Genomic DNA, 24,360 nt, shown 5'->3' with positions numbered 1-24,360 from the left:
ATGAGTGATGGTACGAAAGAGCAGTTGAATCTGGGTGTTGCCGAAGTCAGCCCGAAATACCTGGATTCGGTAGAAAAATACGAATTCGAACCCATCAAGGGCTATCCGATGCTGAACTGGCGTGGCAAACGTCCGTTCACGTCCACGCAGTATTATCCGGCACAGTTGAAGGAGGTTCACGGCGAGGAAGTGGACGGCTGGCGCAATAAGATTTTCTGGGGGGATAACCTTCAGGTGATGAGCCACTTGCTGAAGGAATTTCGGGGCAAGATTGATTTTGTTTATATTGACCCGCCATTTGACTCGAAGGCGGACTACAACAGAAAGATTAAATTAAACGGGAGATCTTCTACGAATGATTATTCCTCGTTTGAGGAAAAGCAATACACCGATATTTGGGCTAATGATGATTATTTGCAGTTCATATATGAACGTTTAGTTTTAATTAGAGAGCTTCTCTCTCCAAGAGGTGCTCTCATCGTGCACGTGGATCAAAAGCAAGCGCACAGGGTAAGACTGATTCTTGACGAGATTTTTGGGGTTTCGAATTTCAGAAATGAAATAATTTGGCACTATGGCCAGAGAACAGCTGCTAGAGAGAAAAAGCTAGACGCCAAGCATGATAATTTGCTTATGTACGCCAAAAGCGACGAGTTTAGTCTAAGTGAAGTGACAGTGCAGTGGTGCTATGAAGATTTTGTTGCTCATCGGCACGACATTATTAAAGATGAAAATGGTGAAGAGTATGTCCTAAGTGATGCTGGGAACGGCGAACGCTATAGACGTTATGTAAAGGATATCGTTTCTGCAGGTAAGCCCCTAGACACCGTCTGGGACCTGCCCTTGTTGAACTCGTCAGATGGTCAACGAACAGGTTATCCAACTCAGAAACCAGATTATTTACTTGAACGCATTATTAAACTCGGATCGAGTTCTGGCGATTTGGTTTTTGATTGCTTTATGGGCTCTGGCACGACTCAAGCCGTAGCGATGAAGCTCGGCCGCCGATTTATCGGTGCTGACATTAACTTGGGTGCAATTCAGACGACGGCAAAGCGGCTGAGTGGTGTCGCCGAAGATTTACGTCAGAAGTCGCTTGAAGAAGAGACCAAGTACTACACTGGGTTTGATGTCTACAACGTCAATCATTATGACGTATTTCGCAACCCCGTTCAGGCGAAGGAACTGCTGATCGAAGCCCTGGAAATCCAGAAGCTGGAGTTCAGTACCGTCTTCGATGGCGAGAAGGATGGACGCATGGTCAAGATTATGCCCGTCAACCGCATCGCCACGCGCGCGGATCTAAATGAGCTGATCGCAGGCTTTGACTATAAGGCCTGGGAGCGCAAGCAAAACGAAAGTCCGAACCGTCCGGTGGAGAAGATTACACTCGTCTGCATAGGCCACGAACCTGACTTGGCCGCGCAACTGGAGTATGCCGCCAAGCCCTTCAAGATCGATGTGGAAGTGGTGGACATCCTGCGTGACAAGGCCGATCTGGAGTTCAAGCGCGACTCGCAGGCCAAGGTCGCCATCAAGAATGGCGAACTGCTCATAGAGCGCTTCTATCCGATGAACCTGTTGCAGAAGCTCTCGCTGCATAAGGAGTCGGTTGAGGATTGGAAGGAGCTGGCCGAATCGGTGCTGATCGATTGGAACTACGACGGTGCGGTTTTGCAGCCAGCGGTGGTGGACATCCCCGGCAAGAACGACCTGGTCAAGGGTGTGTACTCAGTGCCCGAGGGCGCTGGCACCATCCGCGTCAAGATTACTGATCTGCTGTCGGAATCCTGGGAGGGGAGTATCAGCCATGGCGACTAAGCGTGCGGCCAAGAAGGCGGCCAGCAGTTCCAGCGCATCGCTGAACTTCGCCTTTTTCCGATTTCTTTGGCAGTTTTATCAGGATAATCGGGGGGCGATCCGGCAGAACTACAAAGAGTTGACCCGCAAGTTCCTCGACTTCAATAATCCGGAGAAAAGCCCCACCGCTTTTTTGCGTCAGCCGCAGTTCGAGGCGCTGGAAACCTATATTTTTTTGAAAGAGTTTTTCGGCAATGTCAAGGTCGAGGAAATCTTCAAATCCTGGTACGAGCGCAGCGACAAGTTTGAAGGCCGTAGGTTTGGCTCTTTTCTTGGTACCGCCGGGCAGGAGATGTTCCAGTTTGGCGAGTCTGACGAGCTGGAGCTGAGCTCGTACAAGCTGCTGTTCGAGCGGATGCGCAAGAACTCTCGCGCTTACCCGAACTATATTTTCGCGTTGACGATGGGCACCGGCAAAACCATCCTGATGGCGACCTGTGTTTTTTACGAATTCCTGCTAGCTAACAAGTTCCCAAAGGATGAGCGTTACTGCCACAATGCTCTGGTGTTTGCGCCGGATAAGACTGTGCTTCAGTCGTTGAGGGAAATCGAAGCCTTCGACCTGACTCGTGTGGTGCCACCAGAATACGTCAACTTCCTGACCATGCACCTGCGTTTCCACTACCTAGAAGAGGCAGGCACCTCGCTCGATACGCTGGATCGGTCGCGTTTCAACATCATTGTTTCCAATACTCAGAAGATCATTCTGAAGCGCAAGCACAAGGAAAAAAACTCTGTCGACATGTTGTTCGGCGCGACCGGCGAAACCCTCACCGCCACAGGTGTGTATGCCGATGCGGCCGACCTTTATAACTTCGATCAGCCAGAGGAAGAAGGCGAGCTCACCACCAATCAGCGCTTCGAAAAACTGCGCCGTCTGGAGCAATTGGGCATCTTTGTTGACGAGGCCCACCATGCCTTCGGCAAGGCGCTGGCCAAGGACATGGGCGTTGGGGCAAAGGAAACCGACACTAGCCTGCGCACCACCATCGACATCCTGGCGACCAGTCTGAGCGCGGCGGGTACGCGGGTGGTGGCCTGCTACAACTACACCGGTACGCCCTACGTTGGGCGTGAAGTGCTGCCCGAGGTGGTTTATGCCTACGGGCTTAAGGAGGCCATCGAAAAAGGCTATCTGAAGAACGTGGAGTTGCGCGGTTACGCCAACACACGCAATGATGAGTTTGTCGATATCGCGGTCGAGACCTTTCTCAAAGAAACAGGCGATTTGCGCCCGGAAGGTCTGCTGCCCAAATTGGCCTTCTTCGCTAGCACTGTCGACGAGTTGGTGGAGGAACTGAAGCCGGCCGTCGAGCGTGCACTGCTCAAGTACGGCATTCCCACATCACGGATTTTAGTCAATGTAGGCGACAGCAAAATCACCACCAACGACGACATCCGTGAGTTCAACCGGCTGGATACTGAAGGCTCGGAGAAGCAGTTCATCCTGTTGGTCAACAAGGGGCGGGAAGGCTGGAACTGCCGTTCTCTGTTCGGCGTGGGGCTGTTTCGCGAGCCCAAATCCAAGGTGTTCGTGCTGCAGGCCACTATGCGATGTCTGCGAGCCATCGGCCAGGCTCAGCATACCGGCCACGTCTTCCTCTCGGAGCCTAACCTTAAGACACTCAACGATGAGCTGCAGCAGAATTTCCGCATCAGCGTTGATGAGCTGCAAAAGGGAGGTAAGGACAAGGAGCGTGTGGAAATCCGCGTGGTCGAGCCGCCGGTCAAGATCAAACTGGTACGCGTGCGCAAGCTCTACCAAATGCGTGAAAAAAAACTGGTACCCGGCCAACCTCTGGGGCTAGCCCGTGCTGACCAGGAAAGCTGGAAGGCAATGGTTGAGAAATACCGGCTGATCGAAACGCGGCAGGAGGGTTTGACCGTTGCTGCTGCCGCTCGCGCTTCTGGTAGTCAAACTTTCGACCTGACCTCGCGGCGTGAGAAGCGTGTTTTCTCGCGGCTCTCGTTGGTGGCTGAGGTATCTCGCTATTTGAATCGAAGCCCACTGGAGGTGGAGGATCTGCTCGACGCTACGAAGGAAGGTACTGACGAGTTGGTGGCTATCACCAACGAGTTTAATGAGCTGCTCTACGACGAGATCATTCCACGTCTGTTTCGTTTGTTGTTCGATCTCGACGAGTACGAGAAGAAGGATGAGTACGAGGTTGACCTGATCAAGATACCTGTAAATGGCTATTATGAGGTGTCGGCGGCGAAGGACAAGGTCGTGCGAATGCACGACGCGCAAATTAAGGAAGACGAGCGCGCCAAGAGCTTCCACCTTGACACCTACTGCTTCGACTCCGGCTCGGAGAACTGGCTGTTCTGGGATTTGTTGCGTGAGCAGCGCGTGAGGAAGATCTACTTCACCGGGATGCTGACCCATGGGCAGTCCGATTTCTTCGTTCAGTACATCGATCCCGATTCCCGTACTGTGCGTAGCTACTATCCCGACTTCATTTTCCAGCGTGAAGAGCCCGACGGTAGCCTCAAGTATGTCATTGTCGAGGTAAAGGCCGACAACCAGATTGAGGACGCCGTTGTGCAGGCGAAGAAGGAATTCGCCCAGCAGATGGCGGTGGCAAGCGGTATGGAGTACCGGCTTCTCAAATCGTCGGATGCAGACAAGCGGAATTTTCGGATGCTTCTATAAGGCAATTGAGATACTAGGAGGGGACTTTGGCTTTGGGGCGAATGGAGCGCATTCTGATTCTGGCGAAAACGTATCCCTCGCCCAGTGCACAGTACGTCGAGACCTCGTGCGTGGCGGGCATCAGCCAGGATGGTTCGATGCGTCGCCTATATCCAGTACCCTTTTCGGATGATCGAGGAGGGTCGGCAGTTCAAGAAGTGGCAATGGATTGACGTTCGAGTTGAGAAAGCCAATAAGGATCATCGACCTGAGAGCCACAAGCTCTACGTTGATACGATTACCTGTGGAACCAAGATCGACTGGCTTTTAGCAATTTCAGGCAAACTTTCTAGTTTAACCTCTGATCCCAATAAAGCGTAATGTTGCCGATCGGGATTTAAAGCATAAGTCTTCCGAATGGCGGTTTTATGCTTAACGGCACACTTTTCATTATAACTGGGGCCGAATGGTGGCCTGGGGCGGAATCGAACCACCGACACGCGGATTTTCAATCCGCTGCTCTACCAACTGAGCTACCAGGCCATTCGGTAAAGGCAGAATCATACACTAATTTTTTGTTCTTTGCTGACGTTGCGGCGTGGGTTTTTCCGGTCTTGCATTTTCATGGTGTTGTCACAAAATACAGTATTAACCCTAGTGCCGGTATAATGAGGGGTTCGAATCAATTGCCTGGGCTTTTACAAGCGCTTTTCAAATGTCTGTCGACGTTTATACCTTCGGTCTGAATCACGTTTCCGCGCCGGTTTCGGTGCGTGAGCGTGTTGCCATGCCGCTTGAAGTAATCAAGCCGGCGCTGGATGGTTTGCGCTCGACATTCGGCGAACGGGTAAAAGAAGCCGCTATTCTTTCCACCTGTAATCGCACGGAACTGTATTGCGCGGCCGACCCGGAAGTGTCTTTGCATTTGCCGCGTTGGCTGGCTGATTTCAACCAGTTGGATGCGCATCATTTGCAGCCGCATCTGTATCAGCATCATCACAATGAGGCCGTGCGTCACGCGTTTCGTGTGGCCAGTGGGCTCGACTCCATGGTGTTGGGCGAGCCACAAATTCTGGGCCAAATGAAAGAGGCGGTGCGGGCGGCGGAACAAGCCGGTGGCTTGGGTACACTTTTGCATCAGCTTTTCCAACGTACGTTTTCGGTGGCGAAAGAGGTGCGTTCGCAAACGGCTATTGGCGCGCATTCGGTTTCAATGGCGGCAGCGGCAGTGCGGTTAGCCGAGCGCGTGTTCGGCGACATTTCCGAAACCCGTGTGCTGTTTATTGGTGCAGGCGAAATGATTGAACTGTGTGCCACGCACTTTGCGGCGCTGAACCCCGCCCAAATGACGGTGGCTAACCGCACGGTAGAGCGTGCCGAAACCTTGGCGTCGCGTTTTATGGCACGTACATTAAAACTTAGCGAGTTGCCGCAATCGCTCGAGCAGTTCGATATTGTCGTGTCCTGTACGGCCAGTTCCCTGCCCATATTGGGTTTGGGTATGGTCGAAAGGGTAACGCGTGCCCGCCGTCATCGCCCCATAGTCATGGTCGACTTGGCCGTGCCGCGCGATATTGAAACAGAAGTAGGCCGGCTGGACGACGTGTATTTATATACCGTCGACGACCTGGGCCGCATGGTGCAAACCGGCACCGATGCCCGCCGGGCAGCGGTTGTGCAGGCTGAGGCCATTATTGAAACGCGGGTTCAGCATTTCATGCACTGGTTGCAGAACCGCGATATCGTTCCCGCGATTGTGAATATTCATGAGCAGGCCGATCTACTTAAACAGCGTGAACTTGAGCGCGCGCGTCGCTTATTGGCTAAAGGTACTGCGCCGGAAGAGGTCATGGAGATACTGGCGCACAGCCTGACGCAGAAATATATTCATGGCTCTTTGGCAACGTTGAATCGCAGTGATGCTGAACAACGCGAGCAATTGCTCGATCTTTTGCCGCGCCTGTTGCCGGGTTCAGAACGCCGTCGTTAGCGCTGCCGCTATTCTTAAACGGCGCGCCTTTCACTTTTTATCCCATTTTATTTATGAAAGATTCCATGCGTGGCCGGCTGGAGCAACTTGCTCGTCGGCTGATTGAAATTGATGCTTTGTTGGCTGAACCGGATATTGCTTCGGATATGGATCGTTTCCGTAAACTGTCGCGTGAGCGGTCGGAAATTGAGCCTGTGGTGATGCAGTTTCAACAGTATGAGGCCACCGAAGGCGATATTCAGGCAGCCAAGGAAATGCAGTCCGACCCGGATATGCGTGAAATGGCTGAAGAAGAGTTGAAGATCGGCCGCGAGCGCCTTGAGGTGCTGGAAGATGAGTTACAGGTCTTGTTGTTGCCCCGCGATCCGGATGACGGCCGCAGTGTCTTTCTGGAAATTCGAGCCGGCACGGGGGGCGATGAAAGCGCCTTGTTCGCGGGTGATTTACTGCGCATGTACAGCCGCTACGCCGAAACCAAAGGCTGGCGTGTCGAGATTATGTCGGAAAGCCCTTCCGAAGTAGGGGGCTATAAAGAAGTGATTGCCCGGATCGACGGCGACGGGGTGTACGGGCGCTTGAAGTTTGAGTCGGGGGCGCATCGTGTTCAGCGGGTGCCCGCCACGGAAACGCAAGGGCGTATTCATACCTCGGCGTGTACAGTGGCTATATTGCCCGAAGCCGACGAGTTAAGCGATATCGTGATTAACCCCTCTGACTTACGCGTGGACACGTTCCGCGCCAGTGGCGCCGGCGGCCAGCACGTGAACAAAACCGACTCAGCGATTCGGTTAACGCACTTGCCCACGGGTTTGGTGGTGGAGTGTCAGGAAGACCGGTCGCAACATCGTAATAGAGAAAAAGCCATGCAGGTTTTGGCGGCCCGCTTGAAAGACAAGCAAATGCAAGAGCAGCAAAGCAAGGAAGCGGCCCAGCGTAAAAGCCTGGTGGGCTCAGGGGATCGCTCCGAGCGTATTCGCACCTATAACTACCCGCAAGGGCGGGTAACCGATCATCGCATTAACTTAACGCTGCACAAGTTGACCACGATCATGCAGGGCGATCTGGACGAAGTAACCGACGCTTTAATGGCGGAACAGCGTGCCGAAATGTTGGCGGCCATGGCGGAACAGGTTTAAGCAGGCCAGGAATGCATTGTGTGCGCGACTTCCTGATGCAAAGCGGCCTGGCGCGGGTGGATGCGCAGGTTTTGTTGCAGCATGCGCTTGGGGTCTCGCGCAGTTGGTTGATTGCCCACGACACCGACCCGCTTTCCACCGACCAAGTGCGCTTGATTGAGGCCTGTTTTCAACGCCGTAAAGCGGGTGAGCCCGTGGCGTATATCGTCGGCGAACGCGAGTTTATGGGGCATGTTTTCAAAGTGTCTCCAGATGTATTGATTCCCCGCCCCGACACGGAAGTGCTGGTTGAGGCGGCAATTCATGCGCTGCAGGGTATACAGAGTGATCGTAAAGCCTTTCTCGACTTGGGGACGGGCAGCGGCGCTATTGCTGTATCCGTGGCGCTAGCCTGTCCAGAAGCCAAAGTGGTGGCAACCGATGCCAGCCCGGCTGCATTGCGCGTGGCGCAAGAAAACGCAGCGCGTTTGGGCGCACGGGTCGAATTTTATGCCGGTAATTGGTACCATGCGCTGTTGGGCTCGCAGCAATTCGATGTAATCGTGTCGAATCCGCCGTATATTGCGTCGAATGATTCCCATATGGTCGAGGGGGATTTGCGGTTTGAGCCGCGCCAGGCGCTAACCGACGAAACCGATGGCCTTCAGGCGATTCGCCATATTGTGCAAGACGCGCATAGGTGGCTTAAACCGGGCGGCACGTTATGGCTGGAGCATGGCTGGGATCAGGCTGCCGCAGTGCGGGCGCTGTTGGAACAATCGGATTTTAACAGGGTCGAAAGCAGGAAAGACCTGGCCCAAATCGAACGTATTTCCGGTGGGCATTTATAGCGTCTGCCTTTAACGTCGTTCATTCTGAATGTTCGGCCTTTATAATTCATATATTCTTCCTATTTCTTTAGAGAGCACCATGAGCGAAGTTCAAGATTTCATTAAAGAAACCGTTACCGGTAACCCTGTTGTTTTGTTTATGAAGGGTACGGCCCAGTTTCCGCAATGCGGTTTCTCCGGGCGCGCCATTCAAATTTTGAAAGCGTCAGGCGTCACGAAGCTGGTCACGGTTAACGTACTGGAAGACGAAGAAGTGCGTCAGGGCGTGAAAGATTATTCCAACTGGCCCACCATTCCCCAACTGTATGTGGGGGGTGAGTTTATTGGCGGTTCCGATATTCTTGCCGAGATGCATGAGTCGGGCGAGTTGGTGACGGTTCTGAAGGAATCGGGCGCGCTTGGTGGCGAATAAACGCCGTCTGGTTATTGGCATTACCGGCGCAACCGGGTCGGTTTATGCCGTGCGTATGCTGGAAACGCTGCGCGATGTGCCGGATATTGAAACGCATGTGGTGGTGTCGCCGTCGGGCGTGCTAAACATCAAGTACGAGCTTGAGATAACACGCCAGGCGGTACACGGCTTGGCCGACTGCGTGTACGGTTTTCGCGATGTAGGTGCAACCTTGGCCAGTGGCGGGTTTGCTACCGTGGGTATGGTGGTAGTGCCATGCTCCATGCGCACGCTGGCAGCGGTGGCGCATGGTTTTTCCGATAACCTGATTACGCGTGCCGCCGACGTTACCTTGAAAGAGCGTCGTCGCCTGGTGTTAATGGTGCGCGAAACGCCTTTGAATTTGGCGCACTTGCGCAATATGACGGCGGTAACGGAAATGGGCGGCATTATTTTCCCGCCTTTGCCGGCGTTTTACCACCATCCAAAATCCATCGACGAAATGGTCGACCACACCGTGGCACGCGTGCTGGAACTGTTCGACATTGATGTGAACGGCCCGCAGTGGGAAGGCACCTGAACGCTTATTAAAAAGAGGGCTTAAGCAAAAACTTAAGCCATCAAGGTCTGTTTTCAGCCTAGTTTCTGCAAGTTTCCTACCACGCTAAGCGGAATAATCCTCTGACCGGTGGCCGACCGTTCTGCGGCGGCTTGCCCGGCCGCAGGTTCATGGTCAGAGTCACCATGATCGGCAGGGGTCAGTACATCGGGCAAGTCGGGAAAGGTTTCTTCGTCGAATGCCATATCCCCTTCAAAGCTCGCCGGATCCACTTCGAGATTCGTGAAGTCGAACAAGTTTGGGTCCATGAGGTGCGACGGCACCACCCGCGTAAGTGCCCCGAAAACACTCATGGCGCGCCCCGGAAATTTGCGTTCCCATTCGCCGATCATGCGGTTAATTTCCTGACGCTTCAGATTCTCTTGAGAGCCGCACAGCGAGCACGGAATAATGGGAAATTCCTTCAGCTTGGCGTAGGCGATTAAATCTTTCTCCGGCAAGTAAGCCAGTGGGCGAATTACAATGTGTTTGCCGTCGCTGGATTTCAGCTTGGGCGGCATCCCTTTCATGCGTCCGCCGTAGAACAGGTTTAAAAAGAAGGTGGCCAGAATATCGTCGCGATGGTGCCCAAGTGCAACTTTGGTGGCGCCCAGCTCAGTGGCAACCCGGTACAGAATGCCACGACGCAGGCGCGAACACAGTGAGCACATGGTTTTCCCTTCGGGAATCACGCGGGTGACTACTGAGTATGTGTCCTGGTTTTCAATGTGGTACGGCACGCCGATGCTTTCAAGGTATTCAGGCAGCACGTGTTCCGGAAAACCGGGTTGTTTCTGGTCCAGGTTCACGGCCACGATGTCGAAATGAAAGGGCGCACGCGACTGGTGAATGCGTAACAGGTCGAGCAGGCCATATGAGTCTTTTCCACCGGACAGGCACACCATGACCTTGTCGCCCGCTTCGATCATGTTGAAGTCACTGATGGCGCGGCCGCTTTCGCGCACCAGGCGCTTCACCAGTTTGTTCTCGTTCACGCTTAATTTGCGATCGGATCGAATGATTGAAGGGTCGTTGCTGGCGTGTGTCATAACTATTAATCGTTGCGGCTGCGTTGAATTTCAACGCCGACTGCGGCGCAGTCGGAAAAAGCATTGGGTTTGCTGATGCGCAGTTTCAGGTGGCGCACTTCAGCAAATTCGCGAAACAGGCGGTCGGCCACTTGCTCGACCAGTGTTTCGATGAGGTTTACGTGGGCCTGCGTACATTCTTCCACAATGGCGCTACGTAGCAGGCGGTAATCGAGCACGGTTTGAATATTGTGATCATTTACCGGTTGCGAAATATCAATGTCCACCTCAACATCGATATGCAAAGGTTGCGTGGCACGCAGTTCGTGTTCAAGGATACCAATACGGGCGTCGAGCGCCAACTGTGAAAAATAAATACGGCGGGTAAGCATACGTTTAACCTGATGAGTGAGACGCAATTGTAGTGCGAATAGGGCATCGCTTCCGATACACTTTGCGTATTGGGTTATTTACTGGCAGGGTCAATGAGTCTTCAAGCAAACAGTGCACCTTCTTTTTACGACGCAATGATTGTGGGTGCGGGTCCGGCGGGCGTGTCGTGTGCGGTGTGGTTGTCGCGCCTGGGCTTTAAGCCGTTATTGGTCGACGCCGCCGATGCAGTGGGCGGGTTGTGCCGAATCAATCCGTTCATGGACGATTGGAATGCCAGTTTGCCGGGTGTGAATGGTTTGCAGGTTGCGCAGAATCTGGCTCAAAGCCTGGCGCAGTCGAAAGTGGCGTTGCGTCTGGGGTGGCCGGTTCAATCGGTGCGGGTTTGCGCGCCGGGCTTTCAGATATCGGGCCCACACAATGAAACAATCAAAGGTCGTTTTTTGGTGCTGGCCACAGGTGTTAAAGCGCGAGGGTTAAATCAAGCGCCGCCTGATCCCCGGGTTTTGGTTGGGCCGGGGCAACATGTTGCCGGCTTTGATTTTGCCAATAAGCGGGTTGCGGTTCTGGGCGGCGGTGACAATGCATTTGAAAATGCCTTGTTTGCGTTCGAAAAGGGCGCGCACAGCGTGCAGGTTTATGCCCGCACGGTTCGCGCGCAACAGCAATTTGTTCAGCAGTTACCGGTTGGTTGTCTAACGGTCGGGGCGTATACCGTTGACCCTGAGCAGCGCACGGTGAACGGTGTGGCTTATGATATTCTGCTGGTGATGTATGGGTGGGCGCCCAACGCCGATTTTGCGAACGACTTGGGCTTGGCGTGTACTGCGCGCGGTTTTATTTCAAGTGACTTTGATACGGCCCAAACCAGTTCTGATGGGGTCTATGCCATTGGCGAGGTGGCATCGCGTCAGCATCCGTGTGTGGTAACCGCCCTGGCCGATGGGGTAACCGCGGCCAAGGCGATTCAAGCAAGATTGGAAGCGAACGCTAAGTAGCAGCCGTTTGGGCGCGTTTCAGTGTCCATTTATCGTTTGGCGGCGAGGCGGTTTTCACTTTGTACACGCGTAACTCGTCGCGGCGGAAAACATGAACCGGCACGCTCTGGTTAGGTCGGCACAGGCGCATGGCCTGGTCCAGTGAGGCGGCGTCGGTAATACGCAGCCCGTTTACCGCCACCAATAGGTCGCCGGCCGATAGCCCGGCCCGGTGCCCCGCCCCCCCTTTGTAGACGGTCGCCAGTTCCAATTGGCCGCTGCCGGTTTTGGTTCGAACATCGATCGACGGCAACGCATTGCTTTTTTCGCACGCCAGCGTGACTCCCTGGTCTGCCAGTAACTTGGTTAGCGGTACATCTTCGCAGCCATAGACATAACGCAACAGGTAGTCATCGACATTTACGCCGGTGGCTTCCTGAATCAGGCCCGCCATGGCATCTTCTTCAATTCCTTTTTGCACGCCGGTGTAAAAAGTTTTGCCATAGCGTTGCCATAACAGAAGCATGACATCGTCGAGCGAGCGGGCTCCATTGGTGGCGCTTCGAAGAGTAAGATCGAGCCCCCAAGCGGCTAAGGCGCCTTTGCTGTAGTAGCTCACAATGGCGTTGGGCGACTCTTCATCTTGCTTGTAGAAACGGGTCCAGGCATCGTAACTGCTGTCTGCAATCGATTGCCGGTGGCGTCCCGGTGAGCGCATGACGAGACCAATCGTTTTTTCCAGCAGCGAAAAGTACTGGGTTTCGTTGATAACGCCGGAGCGCAATAACATCAGGTCGTCGTAGTACGAAGTGAAGCCTTCGGCCACCCACAGCAAGCGCGTGTGATTTTCCTGCAAGAGGTTGTAGGGAGTGAATGCTGCAGGCTTAATCCGTTTGATGTTCCACGTATGGAAGTACTCATGGCTGACCAGGCCCAAAAAGGTGGTGTAGCCATCTGGTGCTTTCTTTTGCGCGACAACAGGTAAATCGTTGCGGCTGATCATCAGCGCGGTTGAGGCCCGGTGCTCCAGGCCGCCGTACGCATTGCCGGTTACCATCGTCATGAACACGTAACGTGAAGCGCTATCGAGGAACGGTGCTGCCTTGGTTTGCGGCTCGAACAGTGCAATTTGCGCTTCACAGATTTTCTGTGTGTCGGCGGCGATACGTTTCAGATCCAGGCCCGGTATTTCACCGGTAAACACCATTTCATGTTCGGCGCCGTGCGCTTGAAACGACACTACTTGCGGCGTACCCATTTCAACAGGATGGTCGATCAGGGCATCGTAATCGGGTGCTTCATACAGACCGAAACCATGGCGTTTGGCCGCCTTTGAGTAATGCTGAGGATTGGCTTCGGGCAGGCTGGTGAAGACTTTCCATTTGTTTGTGTGTGGCGGTGGAGAGATATCCAGCAAGCAGGGCTGGTTGGTTTGGCCGTGCGGAAATAGAAAAACACTGGTGCCGTTGAAAAAAGCATGGGTTTCGTCGAAGTGGGCGCCGCGTACTGAAAGATCCCAGGCATAGACACGGTACTCAATGTGCAAAGCCCCGTGGCAAGGGGCGCATTGCCAACTATGGGAACCGGTTTTGGTGATGGCGACGGGCGCGTTTTGTGCGTCGTGGGCACGAATATCCTGGATTTGTCGGGAAAAATCGCGTAGCAGGTAACTGCCTGGGATCCAGGCAGGCAAGCTGAGTATTTGCCCTTCTGTACTCGGTTGCGCAATGGTCAGTTGAACTGAAAAACAGTGGCCGGCCGGGTCGGCGGGCGTTAAGCGGTAAAGTAACGGTTTTGTATTCATGCATTTAGTTTACTTTGCAAAGGAGAGTTCATGAGCGAGCCAATGATCAAAACCGAAATTCAAGGGCGTGTGGGGCTGGTTACCCTGAATCGGGCAAAAGTGTTGAACGCGCTCAGCAATGAATTAATCGATGAAGTGGCGCAGGCCATGCGCGACTTCGATGCAAACGACGACATTGGCGCCATTGTTTTAACAGGGAGTGAGAAAGCTTTTGCTGCCGGCGCGGATATTGCGGCGATGAAAGATTGGTCGTATGCCGATGTTTACAAACAGGATTACCTGGGCCACAACTGGGAATCGCTGCGCCGTATTCGTAAACCCGTTATTGCTGCGGTGTCCGGCTTTGCGCTGGGCGGAGGCTGTGAGTTGGCCATGCAATGCGATTTCATTATTGCCGGTGAAAACGCCAAGTTTGGGCAGCCCGAAATCAAGCTGGGCATTATTCCCGGTTATGGTGGCACCCAGCGATTGCCGCGTGCCATGGGCAAGGCCAAAGCCATGGACATGATTCTGACGGCCCGCATGATTGGTGCGCAAGAGGCCGAGCAGGCCGGCCTGGTTGCCCGGGTTGTGCCCACTGAAAAAGTGCTGGAAGAAGCCATGGCGGCTGCAGCGGTCATCGCCTCCATGCCTTTGCCGGCGGTTATGATGGCCAAAGAAAGCATTAATCGTGCATACGAATCACCGTTGAATGAAGGCTTGTTGTTTGAGCGCCGCAACTTCCACGCCTTGTTCTCCACGCATGATCAAAAAGAAGGCATGAATGCATTCGTCGAAAAGCGTGAGGCCAAGTTTCGGCATGAATAAAGGGCCGGGTGTGCGTTGCACAAAAAAGCCGCCTTACGATTTGCTTAACGCTTAAAAAACCAGTTATACTCTCTGGGTTTGACACCAAAGAAGCAGGGGCTTGTGAAGCCTGGGGAAACCGAGCCGGTAAGGCTTGAACCAATAAAGCTAACTGAGGCCGAGCGCAGAAAAGTGCAGGCAAGCGCCGTTAAAGGGCTTGTTCGTGTGCTGGCCGCTCAGGCGGGCATGATGCTTGTTGCCGTTGTGGTTTCCTGGGGGGTCGCAGGGGTTGAAGCCGGAGCATCGGCGCTTTTGGGCGCGTTGTCCTGTTTTGTTCCTAATGCGCTTTTTGCTGCGCGCCTGCTGTTGGCCATGGTTGCCGGTCGGCCGGCCAGTCCCGGTCGGTTTCTGGTTGGCGAGCTTGTTAAGCTGTTTGCATCAGTTGCATTGCTGGTGCTGGTGGTTTACCTGGCCCAGTCGTGGCTTGTGTGGCCTGCGCTGCTGTTCGGCTTGCTCATGGTGTTGAAAGGTTACGTGTTGCTGCTGATGTTCGGGCGGCTACCGTAACGTGGTGCGAATTCCAATTTCATGGGCCTGACACACTTCTGTGTCAGGCTCTGTTTAAAAAAGTTAACAGGTAAGGGTTCAAATGGCTGCTCCAAGTGATATCTCGCCACAATCCTATTACATTCAGCATCACTTAGTGCATTTGAATGGTCTGGGGGAAAAGCAAACTGCAATTGCCGACTTCAGCGTTCTGAATTACGACTCGATGTTCTGGTCCCTGTTTATGGGGCTTATCGTGATCTTTTTCTTGTGGCGTGCAGCCAATAAAGCAACAAGCGGTGTTCCCGGCCGGTTCCAGTCGGCCGTTGAAATGCTTGTTGAAATGGTGCAGAACGAAGCCAAAAGCATTATTCCTAACGAAGAGAGCCGTCGTTTTGTTGCGCCGCTGGCACTTACCGTATTCTTGTGGATTATCCTCATGAACACGCTCGACCTGGTTCCGGTCGATCTCATGGCATGGATTTTCAAAATGACAGGCTTGGGTGCCGAGCAGGGCGACCCACTTTATTACCACCGTATTTTGCCGACAGCCGACCTGAACGTGCCAATGGGTATGTCGTTGGGCGTGTTGCTACTCACTCTTTACTACGGCATTAAAGTCAAGGGTGGCCTGGGCTTCACAAAAGGCTTGTTTACGGCTCCCTTCCACGGTCACGGTGTTGTGGGTGTGCTTCTTATTCCGTTCAACATATTGTTGAACCTTATGGAATATGCCGCCAAAACGGTGTCGTTGGGTATGCGGTTGTTCGGCAACATGTTTGCCGGCGAATTGCTCTTCATGCTCATCGCCCTATTGGGTGGTGCGGCGGCAGGCTTTAATGGTGCCAGTGTGGGTTTGGGTATCGGTCATATTCTGGCCGGCTCCGCCTGGGCGATTTTCCACGTGTTAATCGTGGTGTTGCAGGCCTACATCTTCATGATGCTAACCCTCGTTTACGTTGGTTTGGCTCACGAAGACCATTAATGAATTCCTAGCGGGCGGGCCCTTATTTCAACGGGGTCGGTCTGCTGGATAGCAAGGTTTTCTTGCAAAGCAGTTTTTAATTTTGGCTTATTGATTACACAAGGTTTATTAACCAAGGAGTTGTTATGACCAACGTTGCTTTCGTTGCTCTGGCTTGCGGTCTTATTGTTGGCCTGGGTGCTTTTGGCGCCTCGATCGGTATCGCTTTGATGGGCGGTAAATATCTGGAAGCTTCGGCTCGTCAACCCGAGCTCATGAACGCTTTGCAAACCAAAATGTTCTTGTTGGCCGGCCTGATCGACGCCGCCTTCCTGATCGGTGTGGGTATCGCCATGCTGTTTGCTTTCGCCAATCCGTTCGTCGGATAAGCTTTAGCAACGCGCCTGCCTTCGGGCAGGCTAACGTCGTCGTTGGTGGTGCTTTAAGTGCCATCTGCGACGTGGACATTGGGCATCGTGCAGTTAATCTGTAAGGTGCCAGTGGTAATAAAGGGAAACGACCGTGAACTTAAACGCGACTCTCTTTTTTCAGATGATCGTGTTTTTTGTCTTGGCGTGGTTTACGATGAAATTCGTATGGCCACCCCTGACAAAAGCAATCGAAGATCGCCGCCAGAAAATTGCAGATGGTCTGGCTGCTGCCGATAAAGGCAAGGCCGATCTGGCGCAGGCTCAGGCCCGTATCAGCCTGATCGAAGCATCAGCGAAGTCTGAAAATCACGCTCGCATGCTCGAAGCTGAGAAACAGGCTGCCGCCCTCATCGATGAGGCACGGCGCGAAGCCGAGGCTGAAAAAGCTCGGATTATCGCCCAAGCCAAACAAGACGCCGAACAGGAAGTCCAGCGTGCCCGCGACGGGTTGCGTGACGACGTTGCTGTGTTGGCTGTCAAGGGTGCAGAACAGATTCTCAAGCGCGAGGTCGATGCACAGGCACACGCCGAGCTGTTGAACCAGCTTAAGGCACAACTCTAATCTCAGGGCAAAGCCATGGCTGAATTATCGACAATTGCCCGACCATACGCCGAAGCGCTGTTTGCTTCGGCCAAAGGTGACCAGGCTTCTCTGGCATCGTGGTCGGATTTGGTGAACGAGCTTGCAGCAGTGGCAAGTTTGGAAGACGTGCGCGACGCGCTTACCGATCCGCGCCTTAGCAATGAGCAACGTTTCGAGTTGTTCTGCGGGCTGGTGAAGTCGGCGTTGTCAGATCAGGCACGCAATTTCATCGAACTGCTCGTCCAGAATGGTCGCATTTTGCTGCTGCCGCAAATTGCCGAACAGTTCGACCTGCTTAAAAATCAATTCGAAGGGAGTGCGGTAGCCCAGATTACCAGTGCATACGAATTATCCGATGCACAGGTCACCGAGCTGCTTGCAGGCCTCGAGAAAAAATTTGGCCTGAAACTTAAGCCGTCCGTCACCATAGACTCTTCCCTGATCGGTGGTGTCCGGGTGGTTGTCGGTGATCAGGTACTCGACACTTCCGTGCAGGCCCAACTGGCCCGTATGCGCGATACGTTGGCTGCTTAAAGGCAGCAACTAACAGGATTCCAGGAGTCTGAACATGCAACTTAACCCGTCAGAGATCAGCGAGCTGCTCAAGAGCCGTATCGAAGGCTTGGGCGCGTCGACTGACGTACGTACGCAGGGCACGGTCGTATCCGTGACCGACGGTATTACCCGCATTCACGGTTTGTCCGATGTGATGCAGGGTGAAATGCTTGAATTTCCCAATAATGTATTCGGCCTGGCGCTTAACCTTGAGCGCGATTCGGTCGGTGCCGTTATTCTGGGCGATTACACCGGCGTTTCCGAAGGTGATCCGGTAAAAACAACCGGTCGTATTCTTGAAGTGCCTGTCGGCCCCGAGTTGTGCGGCCGTGTGGTCGATGCCCTGGGCACACCTATCGATGGCAAAGGCCCCATTAACGCCAAAGCCACCGATATTATCGAAAAAGTGGCTCCCGGCGTGATCGCGCGTCAGTCGGTCGACCAACCCCTGCAAACAGGTGTTAAGGCGATTGACTCCATGGTGCCTATCGGCCGTGGTCAGCGCGAACTGATTATTGGTGACCGTCAAACCGGTAAAACCGCTGTGGCCGTCGACACCATCATCAGCCAGAAAGGCAAGAACGTTACCTGCGTTTATGTCGCTATTGGTCAGAAAGCTTCTACCATTAACAACGTGGTTCGCAAGCTCGAAGAGCACGGCGCAATGGAATACACCATCGTTGTTGCCGCTGCCGCCTCCGATTCCGCCGCCATGCAGTATCTGGCCGCTTACTCCGGTTGCACGATGGGCGAATACTTCCGCGATCGCGGTGAAGACGCCCTGATCGTATACGACGATCTTACCAAGCAGGCATGGGCTTATCGTCAGGTGTCGTTGTTGCTGCGCCGCCCCCCCGGCCGTGAAGCCTACCCCGGCGACGTGTTCTATCTGCACTCCCGCTTGCTCGAACGTGCTGCTCGCGTTAATGCCGAGTACGTAGAGAAATTCACGAATGGTGAAGTAAAAGGTAAAACGGGTTCGTTAACCGCGCTGCCAATTATTGAAACGCAGGCCGGCGACGTTTCCGCCTTCGTTCCCACCAACGTTATTTCCATTACCGACGGTCAGATTTTCTTGGAAACTGACTTGTTTAACGCGGGTATTCGTCCTGCTATTAACGCAGGTATCTCGGTTTCCCGTGTGGGTGGTTCGGCTCAAACCAAAGTGGTCAAGAAACTGGCCGGCGGTATTCGTACCGACTTGGCCCAGTATCGTGAATTGGCTGCGTTTGCTCAGTTTGCGTCCGACCTCGACGACGCAACCCGTCGTCAGCTCGAGCGTGGTAAGCGCGTTGTTGAGTTGCTTAAGCAGCCTCAGTATCAGCCTTTACAGGTTTGGGAACTTGCCGTTTCGCTGTTCACAGTGAACCGGGGTTACCTCGACGACGTTGAAGTCGACCAGGTTCTGCCTTTCGAGAAAGCCTTGAAAGAAACGCTGAAATCCAAGCACGCCGATTTGGTTCAGCGCATCGAAGACAAGAAAGAATTGTCCAAGGAAGACGACGAGGCACTTGCTGCTGCAATTGACGAGTTCAAGAAGCACGGCGCTTATTAATGACTGGCGGCGGCAACGGTTGAAAGGCCGCTGCTTGCGCAATACCGGGGTAACGCAAGTTTGTTGTTACCCCAACCAACGCCCTGACAGGATTTGCGATGGCCGGAATTAAGGAAATTCGAACCAAGATCAAAAGCGTGCAGAACACGCGAAAGATCACCAAAGCCATGGAGATGGTGGCGGCATCCAAAATGCGCAAAGCGCAAGACAGGATGCGTGCCGGCCGTCCCTATGCGACAAAGGTACGTGAAATCGCTGCGCATCTTATGCAGGCGCACCCCGATTACACTCATCCCTTCATGATTGAGCGTAACGACGTTAAAGGTGTCGGCATTGTATTGGTGACAACCGACAAAGGCTTGTGTGGTGGTTTGAACACCAATATTACGCGTTTGGTGTTGTCTCGCATTAAAGAGTTCGACCAACAAGGTATCAAGGTTCAAACAACCGCTCTGGGTAACAAAGGGTTGTCGTTTCTTACGCGAATCGGCGCGAGCCTGGTTTCCCAGGAAGTGCAGCTTGGCGATGCCCCCAACCTTGAGCGTCTTATTGGCGCGATCAAGGTGCAGGTCGATGACTTCATCGACGGCAAAATCGATGCGGTTTATGTAGCGACAAACCGCTTTGTTAACACGATGAAGCAAGAGCCCAGCTTTATTCGGCTGTTGCCGCTTCCCAGCGGTTTGGCCGATCCTTTTCAAACGGAAAGTTCGTTCTCCAAGGAAGAGGATGCGGTGCTGAAGTCCAAGTACGGTTGGGACTACATCTATGAACCCGACTCCAAGTCGGTCATTGATGATCTGCTTCAGCGTTATGTAGAAGGTTTGGTGTATCAGGCGGTTGCCGAAAACATGGCCTCCGAGCAGTCTGCTCGAATGGTGGCGATGAAAGCAGCGTCGGATAACGCCAAGAAAATCATCGGCGAACTTGAACTGGTTTACAACAAAACCCGTCAGGCCGCTATTACTAAAGAAATTTCTGAAATCGTCGGGGGCGCTGCCGCTGTTTAATAAACAGAAGGGCATCCCGTCAAAGATATTTAGCAAGGACTAAACATGAGCAACGGTACCATCGTTCAGTGCATCGGCGCCGTGGTGGATATTCAGTTCCCCCGCGACAGCATTCCTAACATTTACGACGCTCTCAAACTGGCTGACGACAGCTCCAAGTTTGCCGAGGCCGGTCTAACCTTCGAAGTTCAGCAACAGCTGGGCGACGGCGTGGTTCGTACCATCGCCATGGGTTCCTCCGACGGTCTGCGTCGTGGCATGGCCGTAGCCAACACCGGCGCACCTATTTCGGTGCCGGTCGGTAAGGCAACACTGGGCCGCATTATGGACGTACTGGGTCGCCCCATCGACGAGCGTGGCCCCATCGAAGCGGAAGAAACCCGCGGTATCCACCAGGACGCACCCAAGTTCGACGAATTGTCGCCTTCGGTTGAATTGCTTGAAACCGGCATTAAGGTTATTGACCTTGTTTGCCCGTTTGCAAAAGGCGGTAAGGTTGGCCTTTTCGGTGGTGCCGGTGTAGGCAAAACCGTGAACATGCTTGAACTGATTAACAACATCGCCAAAGCGCATAGTGGTTTGTCGGTGTTTGCAGGTGTGGGCGAGCGTACCCGTGAAGGTAATGACTTCTACCACGAAATGTCTGATGCAGGTGTTATTCAATTAGATAACCTGCCCGAGTCAAAAGTGGCGATGGTGTTTGGTCAGATGAACGAACCTCCAGGTAACCGTCTACGTGTGGCGCTGTCGGGCTTGACTATGGCGGAAAAGTTCCGTGATGAAGGCCGTGACATTCTCTTCTTCGTTGATAACATCTACCGTTACACCCTGGCCGGTACCGAAGTGTCGGCACTGCTGGGTCGTATGCCTTCCGCGGTGGGTTATCAGCCTACACTGGCCGAAGAAATGGGTAAGCTCCAAGAGCGCATCACGTCAACGAAAACCGGTTCCATTACGTCCATTCAGGCCGTTTACGTTCCCGCCGATGACTTAACCGATCCGTCTCCTGCCACCACCTTCCTTCACCTGGATTCCACCGTGGTTCTGTCGCGTGATATTGCTGCCCTGGGCATTTACCCTGCAGTTGACCCGCTCGACTCCACCAGCCGCCAGTTGGACCCTCAGGTTGTGGGTGAAGAGCATTACGATATTGCTCGAGGTGTTCAGCAAACATTGCAACGCTACAAAGAGTTGCGCGACATTATTGCCATTCTGGGTATGGACGAATTGTCACCGGAAGATAAGCAGGCCGTGGCACGTGCTCGTAAAATTCAGCGCTTCCTGTCGCAGCCTTTCCACGTTGCTGAAGTGTTTACCGGCTCGCCTGGTAAGTATGTTCCGCTGTCGGAAACCTTGCGTGGCTTTAAAATGATTGTTGAAGGCGAGTGCGACGCACTGCCCGAACAGGCTTTCTACATGGTCGGTTCCATCGACGAAGCCTTCGAGAAAGCGAAAAATCTGTAATAAGGGGTGGTTATGTCCACACTACATGTTGACGTTGTCAGTGCAGAAGAATCGATCTTTTCCGGTGAGGCGAAGTTCGTGGCGCTGCCTGGCGAAGCCGGCGAGTTGGGGATTCTTCCGGGGCACACGCCCCTGATCTCCCGTATTCGCCCGGGTACAGTCAAAATTGTCCATGCCGATGGCAGCGGTGAAACCAACGTGTTTGTTGCCGGCGGCATTCTTGAAGTTCAGCCCGGTGGCGTAACGGTTCTGTCCGATACGGCTATTCGTGCTGAAGATCTCGACGAAGCGAAAGCATTGGAAGCACGCAAGCGTGCTGAAGAAGCTTTGCGCAATGCCAAAGACAAGGAAGATATTGCCGTGGTTGAGGCTGAATTGGCTATGTTGGCGGCACAACATGCTGCTGCACAGAAGCTGGCTCGGATACGGAATTCGCGGCACTAAGTCTGTCAGCTATTTGCTGCCCGGCATCTTCGGTGAACGGCCCTTCGGGGCCGTTTTCCGTTTGGCGATGTATGGTGTTGTCATATGACTTACGTAGTTTCCGATGGGCTATTTCTACGAATAGCCTAGGCTGATAGGCTTAATTATCATTTCTCTCGGGGGTACGACATTTCGTTGACCCGCTTACCCACGAGGGCATTATGAGAGAAAGAGTTGATTGCACATGGCTGGTCCCATCAGGAGACGAACAACAACAGAAGATATTGGTTGCCCCTGGGAACCATTTGGGTGGCCGGCTTACGTTAAGCCATTTCCAGGTGGCCGGTGATGCAAATGCGGCCGCCGGCAATGCGCTACTGCCTCCCCATGATGTTTTGGCCGAAAACGCTATGTCTTTGCGCCGGTATGATGCCGTACTCATTAGCGTCAGTCCGGCTACGCTGGCTTGGTCAAGGCTACTGTTGTCGGCCAGTAAAGGGTCTGTTTCAACGCCGCTTATTGCCATTGTTTCAGATCTTAAAGCCACCGCCTTGAATGATTTATTTGCTTTGGGTGTCGCCGATGTTCTGCGTGCTCCGGTCTGTTTGGAAGAGCTTCGCTTTCGTGTCCATCGGAGAGTTCAGTCATCCACTTATTCTGTCTTGGCGGAACCCGAGAAGCCGGGCTTTACGGTTGCACCTGCTCTGGTGACCCCCAATAGTGTCAGCGAGGAGGCGTTGTCTGATAGTATTCTGGGTCGAAGCGGAGCAGAGCTCGATGCATTTGCTGTAGCAGCGGCGGCGGCGCATGCAACCTCGAAACAATCGTTTCGTGCCGCCAAAGCGAAAATTATTGAGCGCTTCGAGAAGGCGTACATTAATGCTTCATTAATGCAGCATGGCGGCAATATTGCCATGGCGGCACGTTGTTCCAAAAAGCATCGGCGGGCTTATTGGGCTTTAATGCGTAAATATAATATTGATGCCGGCCCTTATCGAAGCGAGTCCGATTTTAACCCTTCCCCAGACGGGTAAAATAGGGGGAATTATTTTCAGAGGATTGCTGTGTCTTTTCCAACTTTAAAGAATGATGTTTTTCTTCGGGCGTTAAAGCGTCAGCCCGTACCCTACACCCCTATTTGGCTTATGCGTCAGGCAGGTCGTTATTTGCCCGAGTACCGCGAAACAAGAGCCAAGGCGGGGTCGTTCCTGGGGCTGGCGCAAAACCCTGAATACGCTTGCGAGGTCACATTACAGCCGCTCGAACGCTATGCGTTCGATGCTTCCATTCTTTTTTCCGATATCTTAACGGTACCCCACGCAATGGGGTTGGGGTTGCACTTCATTACAGGGGAAGGGCCCAAGTTCGAGCATCCGGTTCGCGATGAAGCTGCGGTGGCGAAATTGGCGGTACCCGATATGTCGGAATTGCAGTATGTGTTCGACGCCGTGACTTTGATTCGTAAAGAGTTGAATGGGCGGGTTCCGCTTATCGGCTTTGCCGGAAGTCCATGGACGGTTGCCTGTTATATGGTGGAAGGGCAGGGTTCCAAAGATTACCGTCTTATAAAAAGTATGTTGTACAGTCGTCCCGACCTTTTGCACCGCATTCTCGAGGTGAATGCGCAAGCCACCGCGAACTACTTGAACGGGCAAATTCAGGCGGGCGCCCAGGCACTGATGATTTTCGACAGCTGGGGTGGGGTATTGGCCGATACGCTGTTTCAAACTTTCTCGCTGGCTTCTATTCGTCAAGTCATTCAGCAATTGAATCGGGGTGAGGGAGACGACGCGATCCCTGTTATCGTGTTTACCAAAGGCGGTGGGTTATGGATTGACGATATTGCGCAAAGCGGTTGCGATGCGGTTGGTCTTGACTGGACAACAAGTTTGGCACGGGTGCGCAAGCAGGTGAGTGATCGGGTTGCGTTGCAGGGTAACCTTGATCCCATGGCCTTGTTCGGCAGCGAGTCCGCAATTCGGGCCGAGGCACGTCGTGTTCTCGACGATTTTGGTCCGGTAGGCAGTGGTGGCCATGTGTTTAATCTTGGGCATGGTATTTCCCAGTTCACCCCGCCGGAGTCGGTTTCGGTTTTGGTTGACGAGGTGCATTCATATAGTCGCAACATGCGCTAATTTTATGCAATAAAACAAGGGCTTAACTTTTTGAAGAAGCTATTTTCCGCCAAGTTGTACACAGTTTATTCCGCATTGCATCAATCGCTTCTGTCGTTAAGTTACACTCTTGCTATTCATCGTAATTAATTGTTTTTAAAAGAATTTTTAAAAATAATGACGCTTATTAAGGGAAAATACTAATCCCATTTTTTAGAGCAAAAAATTAGGTGATCCTTTTTTTTCCCCAAAGTTATCCACAGGATGCTTGCGTAAAGTTGAACCCGGCT

24 protein-coding genes and 1 tRNA gene are annotated in these 24,360 nt (G+C 53.2%); 21 read left to right on the top strand and 4 right to left on the bottom strand.

The genetic code is table 11. The features are described from left to right. The 3 genes from CJO09_RS05175 to CJO09_RS05165 are packed head-to-tail and all read left to right on the top strand — an operon-like array spanning position 1 to position 4,728. Positions 1 to 1,821 carry a site-specific DNA-methyltransferase gene (locus tag CJO09_RS05175; RefSeq protein WP_119441956.1) on the top strand — a complete coding sequence of 607 codons (1,821 nt, stop codon included), beginning with the start codon at positions 1 to 3 and terminating at the stop codon, positions 1,819 to 1,821. Then, positions 1,811 to 4,516 (top strand): TnsA endonuclease N-terminal domain-containing protein, encoded by a 2,706-nt coding sequence (locus tag CJO09_RS05170; protein WP_119441414.1) that lies wholly within the window; start codon positions 1,811 to 1,813, stop codon positions 4,514 to 4,516. The genes CJO09_RS05175 and CJO09_RS05170 overlap by 11 nt, the downstream gene beginning before the upstream one ends. A gap of 26 nt (positions 4,517 to 4,542) precedes the next feature. After that, entirely contained in the window at positions 4,543 to 4,728 is a 186-nt protein-coding gene (locus CJO09_RS05165) for a hypothetical protein (RefSeq protein WP_245961234.1), read from the top strand. Between the two features lie 234 nt (positions 4,729 to 4,962). On the opposite strand, the gene CJO09_RS05160 is transcribed toward CJO09_RS05165, so the two are convergent. Then, positions 4,963 to 5,038 (bottom strand) — tRNA-Phe (locus CJO09_RS05160). 172 nt (positions 5,039 to 5,210) lie between these two features. Here CJO09_RS05160 and hemA point away from each other — a divergent pair. The 5 genes from hemA (at position 5,211) to CJO09_RS05135 (ending at position 9,422) form a co-directional block, all read left to right on the top strand. Next, on the top strand, positions 5,211 to 6,485 hold the full coding sequence (gene hemA / locus CJO09_RS05155) for a glutamyl-tRNA reductase (RefSeq protein WP_119441413.1): 1,275 nt from the start codon (positions 5,211 to 5,213) through the stop codon (positions 6,483 to 6,485). A 53-nt stretch (positions 6,486 to 6,538) separates the two neighbouring features. Next, the gene (gene prfA / locus CJO09_RS05150) at positions 6,539 to 7,621 is read left to right on the top strand and encodes a peptide chain release factor 1 (RefSeq protein WP_119441412.1); all 1,083 of its coding nucleotides are present in this window, start codon (positions 6,539 to 6,541) and stop codon (positions 7,619 to 7,621) included. Between the two features lie 11 nt (positions 7,622 to 7,632). Further along, positions 7,633 to 8,451, top strand: coding sequence for a peptide chain release factor N(5)-glutamine methyltransferase (gene prmC, locus CJO09_RS05145; protein ID WP_119441411.1), 819 nt, complete (start codon positions 7,633 to 7,635; stop codon positions 8,449 to 8,451). Between the two features lie 79 nt (positions 8,452 to 8,530). Continuing rightward, complete coding sequence (grxD, locus tag CJO09_RS05140; RefSeq protein WP_114421994.1) at positions 8,531 to 8,863, top strand: Grx4 family monothiol glutaredoxin; 333 nt, start codon at positions 8,531 to 8,533, stop codon at positions 8,861 to 8,863. Continuing rightward, positions 8,853 to 9,422, top strand: a complete 570-nt coding sequence (locus CJO09_RS05135; RefSeq protein ID WP_119441410.1) for a UbiX family flavin prenyltransferase — start codon at positions 8,853 to 8,855, stop codon at positions 9,420 to 9,422. Before grxD ends, CJO09_RS05135 begins: the two co-directional genes overlap by 11 nt. Positions 9,423 to 9,475: 53 nt before the next feature. Here the strand turns inward: CJO09_RS05135 and ttcA are convergent, their stop codons facing one another. Beyond that, positions 9,476 to 10,489, bottom strand: coding sequence for a tRNA 2-thiocytidine(32) synthetase TtcA (ttcA, locus tag CJO09_RS05130; protein ID WP_119441409.1), 1,014 nt, complete (start codon positions 10,487 to 10,489; stop codon positions 9,476 to 9,478). Positions 10,490 to 10,494: 5 nt separating this feature from the next. Next, positions 10,495 to 10,860 (bottom strand): dihydroneopterin aldolase, encoded by a 366-nt coding sequence (gene folB, locus CJO09_RS05125; protein WP_114421997.1) that lies wholly within the window; start codon positions 10,858 to 10,860, stop codon positions 10,495 to 10,497. 93 nt (positions 10,861 to 10,953) lie between these two features. Between folB and CJO09_RS05120 the strand changes: the two genes are divergently transcribed. After that, positions 10,954 to 11,856: an NAD(P)/FAD-dependent oxidoreductase gene (locus tag CJO09_RS05120; RefSeq protein ID WP_119441408.1), complete on the top strand. Its 903-nt coding sequence runs from the start codon at positions 10,954 to 10,956 to the stop codon at positions 11,854 to 11,856. On the opposite strand, the gene CJO09_RS05115 is transcribed toward CJO09_RS05120, so the two are convergent. Further along, complete coding sequence (locus CJO09_RS05115; RefSeq protein ID WP_119441407.1) at positions 11,849 to 13,639, bottom strand: M61 family metallopeptidase; 1,791 nt, start codon at positions 13,637 to 13,639, stop codon at positions 11,849 to 11,851. The genes CJO09_RS05120 and CJO09_RS05115 overlap by 8 nt on opposite strands. A 30-nt stretch (positions 13,640 to 13,669) precedes the next feature. Between CJO09_RS05115 and CJO09_RS05110 the strand changes: the two genes are divergently transcribed. From CJO09_RS05110 to hemE, 12 genes are all read left to right on the top strand, one after another. Next, positions 13,670 to 14,446 carry an enoyl-CoA hydratase gene (locus CJO09_RS05110; RefSeq protein WP_119441406.1) on the top strand — a complete coding sequence of 259 codons (777 nt, stop codon included), beginning with the start codon at positions 13,670 to 13,672 and terminating at the stop codon, positions 14,444 to 14,446. A gap of 102 nt (positions 14,447 to 14,548) precedes the next feature. Continuing rightward, positions 14,549 to 14,992, top strand: coding sequence for an ATP synthase subunit I (locus tag CJO09_RS05105; protein ID WP_119441405.1), 444 nt, complete (start codon positions 14,549 to 14,551; stop codon positions 14,990 to 14,992). Between the two features lie 82 nt (positions 14,993 to 15,074). Then, positions 15,075 to 15,956: a F0F1 ATP synthase subunit A gene (atpB, locus tag CJO09_RS05100; protein WP_119441404.1), complete on the top strand. Its 882-nt coding sequence runs from the start codon at positions 15,075 to 15,077 to the stop codon at positions 15,954 to 15,956. Positions 15,957 to 16,081: 125 nt separating this feature from the next. Next, on the top strand, positions 16,082 to 16,324 hold the full coding sequence (gene atpE, locus CJO09_RS05095) for a F0F1 ATP synthase subunit C (protein ID WP_093969799.1): 243 nt from the start codon (positions 16,082 to 16,084) through the stop codon (positions 16,322 to 16,324). A gap of 133 nt (positions 16,325 to 16,457) precedes the next feature. Then, complete coding sequence (locus CJO09_RS05090; protein WP_114422003.1) at positions 16,458 to 16,928, top strand: F0F1 ATP synthase subunit B; 471 nt, start codon at positions 16,458 to 16,460, stop codon at positions 16,926 to 16,928. 15 nt (positions 16,929 to 16,943) lie between these two features. Further along, entirely contained in the window at positions 16,944 to 17,483 is a 540-nt protein-coding gene (locus CJO09_RS05085) for a F0F1 ATP synthase subunit delta (RefSeq protein WP_119441403.1), read from the top strand. A gap of 34 nt (positions 17,484 to 17,517) precedes the next feature. After that, a complete protein-coding gene (atpA, locus tag CJO09_RS05080) occupies positions 17,518 to 19,059 on the top strand; it encodes a F0F1 ATP synthase subunit alpha (protein WP_114422005.1) in 1,542 nt (513 codons plus the stop codon). 98 nt (positions 19,060 to 19,157) lie between these two features. Continuing rightward, positions 19,158 to 20,069: a F0F1 ATP synthase subunit gamma gene (atpG, locus tag CJO09_RS05075; protein ID WP_119441402.1), complete on the top strand. Its 912-nt coding sequence runs from the start codon at positions 19,158 to 19,160 to the stop codon at positions 20,067 to 20,069. A gap of 45 nt (positions 20,070 to 20,114) precedes the next feature. Continuing rightward, complete coding sequence (gene atpD, locus CJO09_RS05070; RefSeq protein WP_119441401.1) at positions 20,115 to 21,533, top strand: F0F1 ATP synthase subunit beta; 1,419 nt, start codon at positions 20,115 to 20,117, stop codon at positions 21,531 to 21,533. 12 nt (positions 21,534 to 21,545) lie between these two features. Beyond that, positions 21,546 to 21,977: a F0F1 ATP synthase subunit epsilon gene (locus CJO09_RS05065; protein ID WP_119441400.1), complete on the top strand. Its 432-nt coding sequence runs from the start codon at positions 21,546 to 21,548 to the stop codon at positions 21,975 to 21,977. Positions 21,978 to 22,177: 200 nt separating this feature from the next. Continuing rightward, entirely contained in the window at positions 22,178 to 22,990 is an 813-nt protein-coding gene (locus CJO09_RS05060) for a hypothetical protein (protein ID WP_245961233.1), read from the top strand. A gap of 30 nt (positions 22,991 to 23,020) precedes the next feature. Then, positions 23,021 to 24,091, top strand: coding sequence for a uroporphyrinogen decarboxylase (hemE, locus tag CJO09_RS05055; RefSeq protein ID WP_119441399.1), 1,071 nt, complete (start codon positions 23,021 to 23,023; stop codon positions 24,089 to 24,091). Positions 24,092 to 24,360 lie beyond the last annotated feature (269 nt).

Source organism: Neopusillimonas maritima (assembly GCF_003576595.1).
Classification (GTDB): Bacteria; Pseudomonadota; Gammaproteobacteria; order Burkholderiales; family Burkholderiaceae_B; genus Neopusillimonas; species Neopusillimonas maritima.
The sequence above is the reverse complement of the archived record's forward strand: the minus strand, read 5'-3'. Positions and strand labels throughout refer to the sequence as shown.

Coding starts and splice junctions, on each gene's coding strand:
- CJO09_RS05175 (WP_119441956.1), top strand. CDS start 1: ATGAGTGATGGTACGAAAGAGCAGTTGAATCTGGGTGTTGCCGAAGTC.
- CJO09_RS05170 (WP_119441414.1), top strand. CDS start 1,811: ATGGCGACTAAGCGTGCGGCCAAGAAGGCGGCCAGCAGTTCCAGCGCA.
- hemA (WP_119441413.1), top strand. CDS start 5,211: ATGTCTGTCGACGTTTATACCTTCGGTCTGAATCACGTTTCCGCGCCG.
- prfA (WP_119441412.1), top strand. CDS start 6,539: ATGAAAGATTCCATGCGTGGCCGGCTGGAGCAACTTGCTCGTCGGCTG.
- prmC (WP_119441411.1), top strand. CDS start 7,633: ATGCATTGTGTGCGCGACTTCCTGATGCAAAGCGGCCTGGCGCGGGTG.
- grxD (WP_114421994.1), top strand. CDS start 8,531: ATGAGCGAAGTTCAAGATTTCATTAAAGAAACCGTTACCGGTAACCCT.
- ttcA (WP_119441409.1), bottom strand. CDS start 10,489: ATGACACACGCCAGCAACGACCCTTCAATCATTCGATCCGATCGCAAA.
- folB (WP_114421997.1), bottom strand. CDS start 10,860: ATGCTTACCCGCCGTATTTATTTTTCACAGTTGGCGCTCGACGCCCGT.
- CJO09_RS05120 (WP_119441408.1), top strand. CDS start 10,954: ATGAGTCTTCAAGCAAACAGTGCACCTTCTTTTTACGACGCAATGATT.
- CJO09_RS05115 (WP_119441407.1), bottom strand. CDS start 13,639: ATGAATACAAAACCGTTACTTTACCGCTTAACGCCCGCCGACCCGGCC.
- CJO09_RS05110 (WP_119441406.1), top strand. CDS start 13,670: ATGAGCGAGCCAATGATCAAAACCGAAATTCAAGGGCGTGTGGGGCTG.
- atpB (WP_119441404.1), top strand. CDS start 15,075: ATGGCTGCTCCAAGTGATATCTCGCCACAATCCTATTACATTCAGCAT.
- atpE (WP_093969799.1), top strand. CDS start 16,082: ATGACCAACGTTGCTTTCGTTGCTCTGGCTTGCGGTCTTATTGTTGGC.
- CJO09_RS05085 (WP_119441403.1), top strand. CDS start 16,944: ATGGCTGAATTATCGACAATTGCCCGACCATACGCCGAAGCGCTGTTT.
- atpA (WP_114422005.1), top strand. CDS start 17,518: ATGCAACTTAACCCGTCAGAGATCAGCGAGCTGCTCAAGAGCCGTATC.
- atpG (WP_119441402.1), top strand. CDS start 19,158: ATGGCCGGAATTAAGGAAATTCGAACCAAGATCAAAAGCGTGCAGAAC.
- atpD (WP_119441401.1), top strand. CDS start 20,115: ATGAGCAACGGTACCATCGTTCAGTGCATCGGCGCCGTGGTGGATATT.
- CJO09_RS05065 (WP_119441400.1), top strand. CDS start 21,546: ATGTCCACACTACATGTTGACGTTGTCAGTGCAGAAGAATCGATCTTT.
- CJO09_RS05060 (WP_245961233.1), top strand. CDS start 22,178: ATGAGAGAAAGAGTTGATTGCACATGGCTGGTCCCATCAGGAGACGAA.